The 14,365-nt window shown below is 67.8% G+C and carries 12 protein-coding genes; all 12 read left to right on the top strand.

What is annotated here, in order from left to right:
- Positions 1–134: 134 nt before the first annotated feature.
- On the top strand, positions 135–1,175 hold the full coding sequence (locus VPH61_RS15240; RefSeq protein ID WP_332064356.1) for a substrate-binding domain-containing protein: 1,041 nt from the start codon (positions 135–137) through the stop codon (positions 1,173–1,175).
- 59 nt (positions 1,176–1,234) lie between these two features.
- Positions 1,235–2,752 carry a sugar ABC transporter ATP-binding protein gene (locus VPH61_RS15235; protein ID WP_332064355.1) on the top strand — a complete coding sequence of 506 codons (1,518 nt, stop codon included), beginning with the start codon at positions 1,235–1,237 and terminating at the stop codon, positions 2,750–2,752.
- A complete protein-coding gene (locus VPH61_RS15230; RefSeq protein ID WP_332064354.1) occupies positions 2,752–3,780 on the top strand; it encodes an ABC transporter permease in 1,029 nt (342 codons plus the stop codon). The genes VPH61_RS15235 and VPH61_RS15230 overlap by 1 nt, the downstream gene beginning before the upstream one ends.
- Positions 3,777–4,790, top strand: coding sequence for a sugar-binding transcriptional regulator (locus tag VPH61_RS15225; RefSeq protein WP_332064353.1), 1,014 nt, complete (start codon positions 3,777–3,779; stop codon positions 4,788–4,790). Before VPH61_RS15230 ends, VPH61_RS15225 begins: the two co-directional genes overlap by 4 nt.
- Positions 4,787–5,779: an aldo/keto reductase gene (locus tag VPH61_RS15220; RefSeq protein WP_332064352.1), complete on the top strand. Its 993-nt coding sequence runs from the start codon at positions 4,787–4,789 to the stop codon at positions 5,777–5,779. Before VPH61_RS15225 ends, VPH61_RS15220 begins: the two co-directional genes overlap by 4 nt.
- Positions 5,780–5,838: 59 nt before the next feature.
- Positions 5,839–7,560: a glycerol-3-phosphate dehydrogenase/oxidase gene (locus VPH61_RS15215; RefSeq protein WP_332064351.1), complete on the top strand. Its 1,722-nt coding sequence runs from the start codon at positions 5,839–5,841 to the stop codon at positions 7,558–7,560.
- Between the two features lie 23 nt (positions 7,561–7,583).
- Positions 7,584–8,402, top strand: a complete 819-nt coding sequence (locus VPH61_RS15210) for a class I fructose-bisphosphate aldolase (protein ID WP_332064350.1) — start codon at positions 7,584–7,586, stop codon at positions 8,400–8,402.
- Complete coding sequence (locus VPH61_RS15205) at positions 8,392–9,936, top strand: FGGY-family carbohydrate kinase (protein WP_332064349.1); 1,545 nt, start codon at positions 8,392–8,394, stop codon at positions 9,934–9,936. Before VPH61_RS15210 ends, VPH61_RS15205 begins: the two co-directional genes overlap by 11 nt.
- Positions 9,933–11,570, top strand: a complete 1,638-nt coding sequence (locus VPH61_RS15200; protein WP_332064348.1) for a GMC family oxidoreductase — start codon at positions 9,933–9,935, stop codon at positions 11,568–11,570. The genes VPH61_RS15205 and VPH61_RS15200 overlap by 4 nt, the downstream gene beginning before the upstream one ends.
- A gap of 87 nt (positions 11,571–11,657) precedes the next feature.
- Positions 11,658–12,800 carry a 3-oxoacyl-[acyl-carrier-protein] synthase III C-terminal domain-containing protein gene (locus VPH61_RS15195; protein ID WP_332064347.1) on the top strand — a complete coding sequence of 381 codons (1,143 nt, stop codon included), beginning with the start codon at positions 11,658–11,660 and terminating at the stop codon, positions 12,798–12,800.
- The gene (locus tag VPH61_RS15190) at positions 12,797–13,498 is read left to right on the top strand and encodes an iron-containing redox enzyme family protein (RefSeq protein ID WP_332064346.1); all 702 of its coding nucleotides are present in this window, start codon (positions 12,797–12,799) and stop codon (positions 13,496–13,498) included. Before VPH61_RS15195 ends, VPH61_RS15190 begins: the two co-directional genes overlap by 4 nt.
- Position 13,499: 1 nt before the next feature.
- Complete coding sequence (locus tag VPH61_RS15185; RefSeq protein ID WP_332064345.1) at positions 13,500–14,351, top strand: DUF6999 family protein; 852 nt, start codon at positions 13,500–13,502, stop codon at positions 14,349–14,351.
- Positions 14,352–14,365 lie beyond the last annotated feature (14 nt).

Genomic DNA, 14,365 nt, shown 5'->3' with positions numbered 1-14,365 from the left:
CGAGCGATGTGCGAACCTGCGTCCTGCGCGACTGCGGGCTGCAATAAATTTCAGTCTCTGAAATCTCTTGCGGAACGCCACCATGCTTGGCAGTATCGAGCCACCTTCACCATTCACAACTGATAGGGGCATCAATGAAGATCACCCGTATCGCCGCCGTGCTCGGCGCGATGATCGCAGCAACTGCCTTGGCCGGCTGCACCATGCCGGCTGCCGAAACCCCCAAGACCGACGCCGCAGGCGGCTTCCAGTGCGAAGAGGGCGAGACCTATGTGATGAACGTCATGGTCTCGGCCCACCCGTACTGGGTGCCGGTGTACCAGGGCTTCAAGCAGGCGGCCGAGGCGATGGGGTGCGAGACCGCGTTCTCGGGCACCCCCGAATACGACATCAGCAAGCAGATCGCCTCGTTCGAGCAGGACCTCGTCGAGAACCCGGCCGGTGTGCTGCTGCACCCCATGCAGTCCGACCCCTTCATCGAGCCGATCAACGCGGCCATCGACGGCGGCATCGAGGTCGTCACCTTCGCCGCCGACTCGCCGGAGTCGAACCGCACCTCGTACGTCACCTCCGACAACCGTGCCGAAGCCGCGTTCGCGGCCGAGGAGATCATCAAGGTCGTCGGCGAGGAGGGCGAGTACGCCGTGCTCGAGAACCCCGGCCAGAGCAACCACGACCTGCGCGTGACGGCGTTCATCGACTACATGGCCGCGAACTACCCCGGGATGCAACTGGTCGGTCGCCAGGCGACGAACCAAGACAGCAACAAGGCGTACCAGGCGACCGGCTCCATCCTGCAGGCCAATCCCGAGCTCGACGCGATGTGGATTCCCGAGGCCGGCTCGGCCGAGGGCGCCGCCGCCGCGGTGGTCGAGGCCGGTTCCGACGTGCTGATCCTGCACGCCGACGTCACGCCGACCGCGCTCGACCTCATCAAGGACGGCACCATCCACATGTCGCTGAACCCGAACCAGGGGATCCAGGGATACATGGGATTCATGACGCTCTTCATGGCGGCGCACCCCGAACTGATCGATCCGTTCAACGACTACAAGGCGTCGGGCTTCAACCCGGCCCAGGTTCCGTTCATCGACAACGGATTCTCCGTCATCACGAAGGAGAACGCCGACTCCTTCGACCTCGAGGCGTACATGGAGGGTCGCAGCACGGAGTAGCGGCTCGGCTGCCACCTCCCCATCTACACCTGTGCTCGAACTCGACGGCTGGAAGAACCATGGAACCCGCGAAGATCCTCGACCTCACGAACGTCAGCAAGTCGTTCGGCCCGGTCCAGGCACTGAAGTCCGTCAACTTCGACTTACGCCGAGGGGAAGTGCACGCCGTCGCCGGCGAGAACGGCGCAGGCAAGTCCACGCTGATGAACGTCATCGACGGGATCGTGCGGCCCGACAGCGGCACGATCCTGCTCGACGGCGAGCCGGTCGAGATCACCTCGCCGGCCGTCGCGCAGAAGCTCGGCATCGGTTTCGTCCACCAGGAGATCGAGCTCTGCCCCGACGTGACGGTGGCGGAGAACATGTTCATGGCCGCCACCAACGCCAGCAAGTCCTGGCTGATGGATCCGGACTCGCTCGAGCGGCGGGCGGGCGAGGTCCTGCGACAACTCGGCGACATCGACCCGAAGGCGCTCGTGCGCGACCTGTCGATCTCCAACCAGCAGCTCGTCGAGATCGCGAAGGCGTTGACCCTCGACTGCCGGGTGCTGATCCTCGACGAACCGACGGCCGCCCTCACCGAGGTCGAAGCGGAGACGCTGTTCGGCATCATGCGCGGCCTCACGGCCCGCGGCATCTCGATCATCTACATTTCGCACCGGCTGGTCGAGATCTTCGGCAATTGCGACCGGGTCTCCGTGTTCCGCGACGGCGAGCACATCATGACGAGTCGTGTCGCCGACACGACGCCGTCGGAGCTGGTCAAGTCGATGGTCGGTCGAGTGCTCGACCGTCAGTATCCCGAGAAGCAGCATGCCGGGGAGCGCTCCGACGAGGTGATCCTCGCGGTGCAGGGACTGACGGAGCGCCGACGCTTCCGCGACATCTCCTTCGAGGTGAAGCGAGGTGAGATTCTCGGGTTCGCCGGGCTCATCGGCGCCGGTCGCAGCGAGATCGCCAAGGGCGTCTGCCGGCTCGAGGGGGAGGTAACGGGTGGGGTGAGCCTGAAGGGGCGACGACTCGACCTGCGCCACTACCAGGACTGCATCGCGAACGGCATCGTGTACCTCTCCGAGGACCGGAAGGGCGACGGCGTGTTCCTCGACATGTCGATCGCCGCGAACACCTCGGCGATGTCGCTGCGCAAGGTCTCGCGATTCGGTGTCATCAACCGGCGCCGGGAACGGCGCCTGGCGGAACGCACCGGTCGCGACCTGCGACTGAAGTTCGGCCACCTGGACGACGACGTGTCCACGCTCTCGGGCGGCAACCAGCAGAAGGTCGCTCTGGCCAAGCTGCTCGCGGTCAACCCGCAGGTGATCTTCCTCGACGAGCCGACGCGCGGCGTCGACGTCGGAGCGAAGGCAGAGATCCACACCCTCTTGCGCGATCTCGCGCGAGAGGGAATCGGCATCGTCGTGATCTCCTCCGAGATGCCGGAACTCATCGGCGTCTGCGATCGAGTGATCGTCATCCGCGAGGGCGAGGTCGCCGGCGAGGTCGTCGGCGACGCGATGACCGAAGAGAACATCATGAATCTGGCCTCGATGGCCGACCGGAAGCAGGAGCTGGTGTGATGACCCAACTACAGACCGTACTGACCGAACCACCGGCGCTCCCGGATCCGATCGAGCGCCGCGGGCCGAAGTACTACGCCGGGCGACTGCTCCGAATGCGCGAGACCGGCCTGCTCCTGATCCTGCTCGCTCTCATCATCGTCATGTCGTTCGCCTCGCCGTACTTCCTGACCCTGGCCAACATCGAGGCGATGGCGATGGCCTTCGCCGTCGAGGGCATCGTCGTCGTCGGCATGACGATCCTCCTCATCTCGGGCGGCATCGACCTCTCGGTGGGGTCGGTGACCGCGTTGTCCATGGTGATCGCCGGCTGGCTGTTCCTCGCCGGCATCGACCCATGGCTCGCGTCGGGCGTCGCCCTGCTCGCCAGCATCGCCATCGGCGCCTCGATGGGCTTCCTCGTCACGAAGGTCGGGTTGAACCACTTCGTCGTGACGCTCGCCGTGATGGTGATCGCTCGCGGTTTCTGCCTCCTCCTGACGGGTGGCCGCCCGCTGGGGCTGTACTCGCTTCCCGACAGCTTCAAGTTCATCGGCCAGGGCTCCATCGGCCCGATCCCCGTCGTCATCATCCTGTTCCTCGCGGTGGTCATCGCCTTCGACTTCATGCTGCGCCGCACGACGGCGTTCCGGAAGGTCTTCTACACCGGCAGCAACGAGCGGGCGGCCGCGTACTCGGGAATCCGCACGAAGCGCGCCATCTTCCTGACGACGACCCTCTGCTCGGCGCTCTGCGGCGTCGCCGGCATCATCTACATGGCCCGCTTCGGGTCGGCGCAGCCGACGTTCGGCATCGGCATGGAACTGAACGTGATCGCCGCCGCCGTGATCGGCGGCGCCAGCCTCAAGGGCGGTTCCGGCACGATCCTCGGTGCCACGCTCGGCGTGATCCTGCTCTCGGTCGTGTCGAGCTCGCTCGCGCTCCTCGACGTCTCGGTCTACTGGCAGGAGATCGTTCGCGGCTCCATCCTGCTCGCGGCGCTCCTGATCGACCACTACCTGACTCGGGGAAGGACGGTGCAGCGATGAGCATCGCCGACGGCAACGACGAGACCGCCACGATCCGCAAGATCCACACCGTGCTGACCCTCCACTTCATCGAAGGCATGAAGCAGTCGGAGATCGCTGCACGGCTGAACCTCTCGACCTCGAAGGTGAATCGCCTGATCAGGCAGGGGCGCGAACTCGGCATGGTCAGGATCTCGATCGACGCCGGTCCCTTCCAGCGACTGGTCGACATGGAGCGTGCGCTCGCACTGACGACGGGTCTCGGCAAGGTCGTCGTGACGCCGTCGCTGCCCGGCAACCCCGACACCAACCTGCAGGTCGTGGGTCGTGCAGCGGCCAACGAACTACTGGAGACGATCCGAGACGGAGACGTGATCGCGATCACCGGCGGCAAGGCGGTGAGCGCCATCGTGGAGAACATCGCGCCGGATCGCGCCTTCGACGTCACCGTCGTGCCGCTGACCGGGGGAGTGCAGGGCAAGTACTACACCGACGTCAACCACCTGGCGACCCAGCTCGCCGACAAGCTCGGCGGCTCGGCGGTGTTGCTGCACGCGCCGCTGTTCGCGGAGAGCCGCGAGCAACGGGACACGCTCATGGAGGTCGGCTCGATCCGTCAGGTGCTCGACCTCGCTCGCCGCGCGCAGGTCGCCCTCGTCGGCATCGGCTCGATCGCGACCGAGGGCTCCAGCTACTACGACCTCGTGCCGAACTCGGAGCGCGAGCTGCTGCTGAACGGCGACGCCGGCGGCGAGTTCCTCGCCCACCTCATTCGAGACGACGGGTCGGTGGCGGACTCTCCGCTGAACTCGAGGCTCGTCGCGCTGAACCCGGCCGAGCTGGCCACATGTCCGAAGACGATCGGCGTCGCGGTCGGGCCCGAGAAGGTGCGGCCGATCCGCGCCGCCCTCGCGGGCGGCCTCATCTCCTCCCTCATCGTCGATGAGGAGACCGCATCGTCGGTGCAGGCTTCGACCGAGGCGACATCCGGGGCGCCATTCGAGGCATCGACCGAACAGGAAGTGAAATGACCGAGATGCGCACACGCACCCTTGGTGCCTCGACGATCGAGGCATCCGTCGTCGGGCTCGGCACCTGGGCCATCGGGGGCTGGATGTGGGGCGGGACCGACGAGGCCGAGTCCGTCGCCGCGATCCGGGCCTCACTCGACGAGGGCGTCTCGCTGATCGACACGGCACCCGCGTACGGGCAGGGCCGCGCCGAGGAGATCGTGGGCACGGCCATTCGCGGCCGGCGTGATGAGGTCGTGCTCGCGACGAAGTGCGGGCTCGTCTGGCACACGCAGCAGGGCGATCACTTCTTCGACGTCGACGATCGACCGGTGCACCGATACCTCGGCAGAGACTCGATCGTGCACGAGGTCGAGCAGAGCCTCCGGCGTCTCGGCACCGACTACCTCGATCTCTACCTCACGCACTGGCAGGACCGCACGACGCCCATCGAGGAGACGATGGAGACGCTCGTGCTGCTGCGAGACCAGGGCAAGATCCGGTCGATCGGCGCGAGCAACGTGTCGGTCGACGACCTCCGGTCGTACGCGGCGACGGGAGCGCTCGACGCGATCCAGGAGGAGTACTCCATGGTCGCGCGCGACATCGAGTCGACGCTGCTGCCGATCGCCGCCGACGCCGGCATCTCGACCCTCAGCTACTCGTCGCTCGCCCTCGGCCTACTGTCGGGGCGCATGGGACCCGAGCGCACCTTCTCGGGCGACGATCAGCGCAGGGACAACCCCCGGTTCTCGCTCGCGAATCGAGCGAAGGTGGCCCGGCTCATGGACGCGATCGAGCCCGTCGCCGAAGCGCATGCCGCCACCAAGGCGCAGGTGGTGATCGCCTGGACGCTGGAACAGCCCGGCATCACCTACTCGCTGTGCGGGGCGCGCAACCCCCAGCAGGCGCGCGAGAACGCGAGGGCCGGATGCATCCGACTGACGCCCGACGATCTGCGCGTGATCGACGCGGCCGTCGCCCTCGAACTGACCGACCTCGCCGCATGAGTCCCGACCCGACCACCGACCGACAGCCCGCCCGTTCAGAACCGTCTCGAGGCGCAGCCATGTCCGATCCCAGAGCCGCGCGATTCGGTGCGCTCCGCACCGATGGCGCATTCGACGTGATCGTCGTCGGCGGCGGCATCAACGGCGCAGGCGTCTTCCGCGAGCTGGCGATGCAGGGCCTTCGCGTGCTGCTCGTGGAACGCGCCGACTTCTGCTCCGGGTGCAGCTCAGCGCCGTCGCGCATGATCCACGGCGGTCTGCGCTACCTCGAGAACGGCGAGTTCGATCTCGTGCGCGAGTCGCTGCGGGAGCGCGACGCACTGCTGCGCAACGCCCCGCACATGGTGCGGCCCCTGCCGACCGTGGTACCCATCATGTCGGTGTTCTCGGGGCTGCTGAATTCCGCGGCGAGCTTCTTCCACGTCTCCAGCCGGCCCGCCCGGCGAGGCGCGGTGCCGGTGCGCATCGGGCTCGGGATCTACGACTGGGTCAGTCGCACGCGGCGGATGCTGCCGCGCCATCGGTTCCTCGGCGGGCGCGCGGCCTTCCGAAGCTGGCCGAAGCTCACGCCGCGCATGCGGTACGCCGCCGTCTACCACGATGCGTGGATCAGCTATCCGGAGCGGCTCGGGGTCGAGCTCATCCTCGATGCCTGCCGCTCGTCACCCGCCTCCGTCGCGCTCAACTACTCCGAGATCGCGGTCGCCGGCTCCGGCTTCGTCGTGACCGACGGCGAGACCGGCGTGCGATACCCGGTGACGGCACGTGCGGTGGTCAACGCGACCGGCGCCTGGCTCGACGAGTCGCTGGCCGAGCTGCTTCCTGCAGCCGACGTGCCGGAGCAACTGGTCGAGGGCACCAAAGGCTCGCACCTCGTGCTGGACAGTCCCGAGCTCTTCGAGGCCCTCAACGGGCACATGGTCTACTTCGACAACTCCGACGGCCGGGTCTGCGTCGTGTTCGGCTACCTCGGGCGGGTGCTCGCCGGCTCCACCGACATCAAGGTGGAACGAGCGGAACGGGTGCGCTGCGAAGACGACGAGCGCGACTACATCCTCGGTTCGCTGCGGCTCGTCTTCCCGGGCATCGAGCTCTCCGCCGACCAGATCGTCTACTCCTTCAGCGGCATCCGCCCGTTGCTGAAGAGCGCGCACAACTTCACCGGGCGGATCACGCGCGGACACGACCTGCGACGCGTCGACGGCGAAGTGCCGACGTTCTGCATGATCGGCGGCAAGTGGACGACGTTCCGCGCCTTCGCCGAGGATGCGACCGATGAGGTGCTGGCGGAGCTCGGGCGGCCGCGCACGGTCTCGACCGTCGAGCTCGGGATCGGCGGCGGCCTGGGGTTCATCGACGCGGCCGAGCTCGAGCACGAACTGGTTCGAGCGTGGGGCGTCTCGCGGGAACGCGCCGCGCACCTGGTCGACGCCTACGGAACCAGGGCCGGCGAGGTCATGGCGTTCTGCGCCGAACGGCCGGACGACGAGCCGATCGGCATCGGCATCGAACTGACCGCCGCCGAGATCGCCTTCTTCGTGCAGCACGAGCACGCCACCCGGCTCAGCGACCTCATCATGCGCCGCACGGCGGTCGTGATCACCGGCACCGTCGACGGCGAACTGATCGAGGCCATCGCAGCCGCCGCGGCCGCGGAACTCGGCTGGAGCGACGAGCGACGTCGCGCCGAGATCGACGGACTCGTCGAGGACCTCGAGAACTACCACGGCGTCGACCGCGACGTCCTGGACCGACGCATCAAGGAAAGGACTGCAGTCTGATGCGCATGAGCACACTTGCGAGGATGAATCGCCTCTTCACCGACGGAGGTTGCCTCGACGTCGCCATCGACCACGGCGTGTGCAACGAGCCGAGCTTCCTCGTCGGCCTCGAGGACATGGAGGGCGTCGTCACGACCCTGATCGGTGCCAAGCCCGATGCGATCCAGATGGCGTACGGCCAGGCCGACCTGCTGCAGCGTCATTCCGCGAAGGACAAGCCGGCACTCGTCATGCGCATCGACATGGGCAACCCCTACAACAGCGAGCGCCACCGGGTGATGTGGTCGATGCTGCAGAACCACGAGGAGCCGATCATCGGCGCGCTCGAGATGGACGCCGCCTGCGTGGTGGTGAACCTGTTCATGCTGCCGGGCGAACCCGAACTGTTCCGTCAGTGCGTCGAGAACATCAGCCGGGTTCGCGCCTCGTGCAGCAAGTACGGCATGCCGCTCATGATCGAGCCGTTGGTGATGCTGCCGAACGAGGTGCGGGGCGGCTACCAGGTCGACGGCGATGCCGAGAAGATCGTGACGCTCGTGCGCCTCGCGAGCGAGATGGGCGCCGACATCATCAAGGCCGATCCGACCGACGACGCCGAGGAGTTCCACCGCGTCGTCGAGGCGGCGCGGGTGCCGGTGCTCGTGCGCGGCGGCGGCAAGGAGGATCTCGAGTCGGTGCTGGCGAGGTCGGCGGCGTTGATGGCGCAGGGCGCGTCGGGGCTGGTCTACGGCCGCAACATCTACCAGCACGAGAGCCCGAACGCGGTGGTCGACGCCCTGATGGCGATCGTGCACCGCGGAGCCTCGGGCGGCGAAGCATGGGAGATCTACAATGGCGGATGACGCGGCGCGCTACCTGCTCGGAATCGACGTCGGCAACACCGTGATCAAGGCGGTGCTCTTCGATCTCGAGGGGCGCCAGGTCGGGTCGCACGCGATCGACGGGCAATCGACCCGCCCGGAACCCGGGCACGTCGAACGGGATCTCGAGGAGCTGTGGCGTAACGCCAGCGAGGCGTTCCGACGCTGCGTCGCCGACGCCGGCATCGAGCCCGGCCAGATCGTCGCCGCCGGTTGCGCCGGCCACGGCAACGGCCTCTACCTGCTCGACGGCGACGATCGGCCCCTCGTCGGGATCCAGTCCCTCGACACGAGGGCCGCAGCGCTCGCCGAGGAGCTCGCCGCCGAACACGGAGCGGCGCTCCACGCGGCGACGCTCCAGGAGCCGTGGCCATCGCAGACCCCGGTGCTCCTGTCGTGGATGCGCCGACACCGCCCGGAGGTGCTCGAGCAGGCCGGCACGCTCGTCATGTGCAAGGACTACATCACCTTCAAGCTCACGGGGCGCAAGGTCTCCGACATCTCCGACATGTCGGGCGCCGGGCTGCTGCGCATGCCCGAGTGCGGGTACGACGACGAACTGCTCGCCCTCTACGGGCTGCAGGGGCTCGGCCATCTTCTGCCGGACCTGATCGATCCGACCGATGTCGCAGGCACGGTCACCGCCGAGGCCGCAGCCGCGACCGGACTGGCCGAGGGCATGCCGGTCGTCGGCGGGCTCTTCGACGTCATCGCGAGTGCGCTCGGCTCGGGCGTGGTCGAGGCGGGCGCCACGTCGATCATCGCCGGAACCTGGTCGGTCAACCAGTACGTGTCGAGCGAGCCGGTGATCGACCGCGACCTGCTCATGGTGTCGGCGTTCGGACCCGACCGGTTCATGATCATGGACAACAGCGCGACATCCGCCTCTCACCTGGAGTGGTACGTGCGGGAGTTCGTCGAGCGCGGCGGCCACCACGACGACCCCTTCGGCTTCTGCCACCGACGGCTCGCCGAGGTCGAACCCCGGCTCGACGACCCCTATTTCCACCCCTTCCTCTACGGATCGCGTCTGGGTGCCGAGCACCGGGCGGGATTCAACGGCGTCGCTGGATGGCACGGTGAGGGGCACCTGATCCGGGCCGTGTTCGAAGGCGTCGTCTTCGAGCACCGCCGGCACGTCGAGCGGCTCCGCGCCGCCGGCGCGGTGATCGACCACGCGACACTCTCGGGGGGCGGGGCTCGCAGTGAGGTCTGGGCGCAGATGCTCGCCGACTGCCTCGGCGTGCCGATCAGCGTCGCCGACGGCGAGGAGACCGGCGCGCTCGGTGCGGCGCTGAGCGCCGGTGTCGGCGTCGGCGTCTTCGCCGGCTACGAGGAAGCCGTCTCCGGCATGACCCGGATCCGACGCGAGTTCGAACCGGACCCTGACATGTGGGCCCATTACGACCACCGCTACAGCACGTCGCGCGACCTCGCGGAGGCGCTCCAGGGATTCTGGAGCAGCCAGTACCGCGATGCCCGGCGCGAGAACAACGGAGAAGAGGAAGCGAAATGAACAGCGACGCTCGAACGCTCGAAGGGCGCTACGACTACATCATCGTCGGCGCGGGCACGGCGGGGTGCGTGCTGGCGAACCGATTGAGCGAGGACCCGCGAACCCGCGTGCTGCTGATCGAGGCCGGCGGGAACGACCGCTACCACTGGGTCCAGATCCCCGTCGGTTACCTCTACTGCATCGACAACCCGCGCACGGACTGGCGGATGAAGACCGTCGCGGAGCCCGGTCTGAACGGGCGAGCACTGGCCTACCCGCTGGGCAAGCTGCTCGGCGGATGCACCTCGGTCAACGGCATGATCTACATGCGCGGTCAGTCGGGCGACTACGACGAGTGGCGAGATCTCGGCAACGCCGGCTGGGGATGGGACGACGTGCTGCCCTACTTCAAGAAGTCCGAGGACTACCACGGCGGTGAAACCGAGTTCCACGGCGCGGGCGGCGAGTGGAAGGTGTCGCCCCAGCGGTTGACCTGGGATGTGTTGCGCGCGGTGCAGAGCGGCGCGGAGGAACTCGGCATCATGCCGAGCGCGGATTTCAACACGGGCGAGAACGAAGGCTCGGGATTCTTCGACGTCAACCAGCGGAACGGCTGGCGCTGGAACGCAGCGAAGGCGTTCCTGGCGCCGGCGAGCAAGCGCCCGAACCTTCGGGTGCTGACGAAGGCCCCGGCCGAGCGGATCCTGTTCGAGGGAACGCGGGCAACCGGCATCCGCTTCCGCCAGGGCGGCGCGCTCTTCGATGCGTTCGCCGACGCCGAGGTGCTGCTCACCGCCGGCGCGATCAACTCGCCGCGACTGCTCGAATTGTCGGGCATCGGGTCGCCGTCGATCCTGGCTGAGCACGGCATCCCCGTCGTGCACGCGAACGCGGCCGTCGGCGAGAACCTGCAGGATCACCTGCAGGTGCGCACCGTGTTCAAGGTGCACGGCGCGAAGACGCTCAACACGATCGTCAACTCGCCCATCGGCCTCGCGCGCATCGGCCTCGAGTACGCGCTGAAGCGCACCGGGCCGATGTCGATGGCGCCGAGCCAGTTCGGCATGTTCACCAAGTCCGACCCGTCGATGGACCGGCCCGATCTCGAGTACCACGTGCAGCCGCTGTCGACCGACAAGCTGGGCGAGCCGCTGCACCGGTTCCCGGCGATCACGGTGTCGGTCGTGAACCTCCGGCCCGACAGTGTCGGCTCGACCCACCTCGTCAGTCGCGACCTCGCGGTTCAGCCCGAGATCCGGCTGAACTACCTGACCACCGAGCGTGACCGGGCGGTCGCGGTCGCCTCGATAAAGCAGGCGCGGCGGATCATGGCGACGTCTGCGCTGCGCAGGTACCGCCCAGAAGAGGTGCGACCCGGCCCCGCCGTGGTCACCGACGAGGACCTGGCGCGCGAGGCGGGCAACGTCGGCACGACGATCTTCCACCCGGTCGGCACCTGCAGGATGGGCGACGACGAGCGCTCGGTGGTGGGAACGGACCTGCGGGTGCACGGAGTCGAGCGGCTGCGGGTGATCGACGCGTCGATCATGCCGAAGATCGTCTCGGGCAACACCGCGTCGCCGGTCGTCATGATCGCCGAGAAGGCGGCCGACATGATCCTGCACCCGAGCCGTCGCGGAGCCGGCGTGGCATAGGCGACCCGACCGGCCGGAATCCGCTCCGCCGCAGCCTCGTCCACAGCTTTCGAGCCAGAGGTCACCGTGTGCCCTATGGTCGTCTCCATGGGCTCGACTGCGACGGCGTACCTCACGGGTTTCGGCCGGTATCTTCCCGGCGATCCGGTCGACAACGACGGCATCGCGGCGCGACTCGGCGGCACCGATGCGGTCACCGAACGCATCCGCCGCCGCATCCTCGACGCGAACGGCATCCGGCAGCGGCACTACGCGCTCGATGAGCACGGCGAGCCCACCGAGCTGAACGAGGAGCTCGCCGTCAAGGCACTTCGCGCGGCGTTCGACGACCGGGGCATCGACGCGGCCGACGTGCGGATGCTCGCCTGCGCGACGACGATGGGCGACGTGCTCGTGCCTGGCTTCGCGTCGATGGTGCACGGCCGCCTCGGCGGTGGCCCGATGCAGCTGCTGTCGGCATCGGGGGTCTGCGCCTCGGGCCTCGCGGCGCTCGACGCGGCGGTGAGCAAGGTCAGGCTCGGCGACCACCCGCTCGTCGCCGTCGTGGGGTCGGAGCTTTCGAGCCGGAGTCTCCGCCAGCGCCGCTTCGACGACATCCGCGCCGGCATGGACTCGCATTTCCTGCGCTGGATGCTCTCCGACGGCGCGGGCGCCGTCGTCGTCGAGTTCCAGCCGCACCCGACCCGGCCGTCGCTCCGGGTCGACTGGGTGCGCCAGGTCTCGCTCGCGCACGAGCACGAGGTGTGCATGCGGGCCGGCATGGACGGCACCGAGCCCGTCGTCGGCAGCACCTGGCAGGATGTCGGCGTCGCCGACGCCGAAGCAGAGGGCATGTTCGTGCTGCGGCAGGACGTGACCGTGCTCGACGACCTCGCCGAAGCCGGCATCCGCCAGTTCGAGGAACTCGTCGACATCGGCCTCGTCGACGTCACCCACCTCGACCACGTCGTCTGCCACTACAGCACGAACGCGTTCCGGGATGCCGCGTTCGACGGCCTGCGCCGGCGCATCCCGACGCTCGACACCGACAAGTGGTACTCGAACCTCGAGACTCGCGGCAACACCGGCTCGGCCAGCATCTTCATCGCCCTCGAAGAAGCCTGGAGCACCGGCCGCTTCAGTCCCGGCGAGACGATCCTGCTGGCCGTGCCCGAGTCGGGTCGATTCTCGTTCGCCTTCGCCCACCTCACCGTGGTCGCCCCGCCTCAGCAGCAAGGAGCCTCGACATGACCATCGATACGACGCCCGCCACCGACGACGTGAATTCAGCGGATGTCGCCACGCTCTTCGAGCGGCTCGGCGAGGTCTGGGCGGAGCTCGAGGAACAGCTCGAGCGCGTACCCGTGCTCAGCCGACTCGACGACGGCACGGTGACGATCGACGACTACCGGCGGCTGCTCTTCAACCTCCGCCAGCAGGTCGTCGACGGGTCGCCGTGGATCTCCCGCGCCGCATCGAACTTCGACATCGACCACTTCGAGCTGCGAGCAGCGGCGATCAAGCACGCCGAAGAGGAGCACCGCGACTACCTCATGCTCGAACGGGACTACGTCGCGATCGGCGGCTCGCTCGAAGAACTGCGCGCCGGCCGCAAGAACATCGGCTCCGAGGCGCTCTCGGGCTACATGTTCCACTACGCCGACCAGCCGAACCCGGTGGGCCTGCTCGGAGCGATGTTCATCATCGAGGGGCTCGGTGCGAAGCGAGCCGCGGGTTGGGCCGGCCGGTTCCAGGAGGTGCTGGGGCTCGCCGACAGTCAAGTGCACTTCATGCAGTACCACCAGGAGGCCGACGGAGCGCACACCGGTGACCTCGAGGCGATCCTCACGTCGGGTCTCATCGATGACGTCGCCGCCGACGAGATCGTGCGCTGCGCGCAAGTGGTCGCCCGGCTCTACGCGCTGCAGCTCGAAGAACTGGATCGCTGACGTGGCGGAGTTCGTCCGTTCGGACCCGAGCATGTGGGAGGCGGTGTACGCCGATCCATCCGTGCCCCTCGACCGGGCGCTCGTGCGGCTGATCATCGACGACCAGCGGCGCCTCTCGCGGCGCTGGCTCTACCCGATCGCGCGGGTCCTGTCGCGAGTGCTGGTGGCGCTCATCTCGATCGTGAAGCGCGTGCTGCCGTTCCGCTGGATGCCGCTGCACACCATGGACGTGCTGTGCGTCTGGTTCCTGCGGCGGTTCGTGTCGCCCGACGCCGTGGAGCTCCTCATCCGGCACTTCGTCGTCGAGACGAATCTCGTCAACTTCATCATCCGCAACACGCCCGTCGACATGGAACCGGTGACGCTCCGCCCCGAAGCGCTCTCAGGGCTCGGCGATCAGGCCGTCGTCGAGCACGACGTCAACGTCTACGACGTGCTCATCGCGCTCGACGCGGTGCAGCTGACGAAGCCCGAGCGGCTCGATTTCACGCAGCTCGACATCCCGCCGCTCGATGCCGAACGGCAGCGCCGCCGATTCATCCGCCTCGACATCCAGACCGCGCTCTGCTTCATGAACATCCCGTTCTCGATGGCGCTCACGGTCGAGGAGTACCGACGTGCGGTGCACTCCATCCGGTTCGACGACTCGTTCCTCGAGATCCTCGCCCTCGTCACCGACGACGACACGTTCCGCCACTGGAAGCTGGCAGGCATGAGCCTCTGGATGGACTCCAACGTCGACGTGCCGCGGATGGTCTACCGGCACGCCCTCGTCTGCGAGTACGCGCACGCGCGACTCGTGAAGTTGGCCGGGGGAGAGTACCCCCGCCAGACCGCCGCCGCCTTCGACTGACGCGAAGCGGCACG

Source organism: Agromyces sp. CCNWLW203, from assembly GCF_036576125.1.
Classification (GTDB): domain Bacteria; phylum Actinomycetota; class Actinomycetes; order Actinomycetales; family Microbacteriaceae; genus Agromyces.
This window is presented reverse-complemented; position numbering and strand designations above follow the sequence as displayed.

Coding starts and splice junctions, on each gene's coding strand:
- VPH61_RS15230 (WP_332064354.1), top strand. CDS start 2,752: ATGACCCAACTACAGACCGTACTGACCGAACCACCGGCGCTCCCGGAT.
- VPH61_RS15225 (WP_332064353.1), top strand. CDS start 3,777: ATGAGCATCGCCGACGGCAACGACGAGACCGCCACGATCCGCAAGATC.
- VPH61_RS15210 (WP_332064350.1), top strand. CDS start 7,584: ATGAATCGCCTCTTCACCGACGGAGGTTGCCTCGACGTCGCCATCGAC.
- VPH61_RS15200 (WP_332064348.1), top strand. CDS start 9,933: ATGAACAGCGACGCTCGAACGCTCGAAGGGCGCTACGACTACATCATC.
- VPH61_RS15190 (WP_332064346.1), top strand. CDS start 12,797: ATGACCATCGATACGACGCCCGCCACCGACGACGTGAATTCAGCGGAT.
- VPH61_RS15220 (WP_332064352.1), top strand. CDS start 4,787: ATGACCGAGATGCGCACACGCACCCTTGGTGCCTCGACGATCGAGGCA.
- VPH61_RS15240 (WP_332064356.1), top strand. CDS start 135: ATGAAGATCACCCGTATCGCCGCCGTGCTCGGCGCGATGATCGCAGCA.
- VPH61_RS15195 (WP_332064347.1), top strand. CDS start 11,658: ATGGGCTCGACTGCGACGGCGTACCTCACGGGTTTCGGCCGGTATCTT.
- VPH61_RS15235 (WP_332064355.1), top strand. CDS start 1,235: ATGGAACCCGCGAAGATCCTCGACCTCACGAACGTCAGCAAGTCGTTC.
- VPH61_RS15215 (WP_332064351.1), top strand. CDS start 5,839: ATGTCCGATCCCAGAGCCGCGCGATTCGGTGCGCTCCGCACCGATGGC.
- VPH61_RS15205 (WP_332064349.1), top strand. CDS start 8,392: ATGGCGGATGACGCGGCGCGCTACCTGCTCGGAATCGACGTCGGCAAC.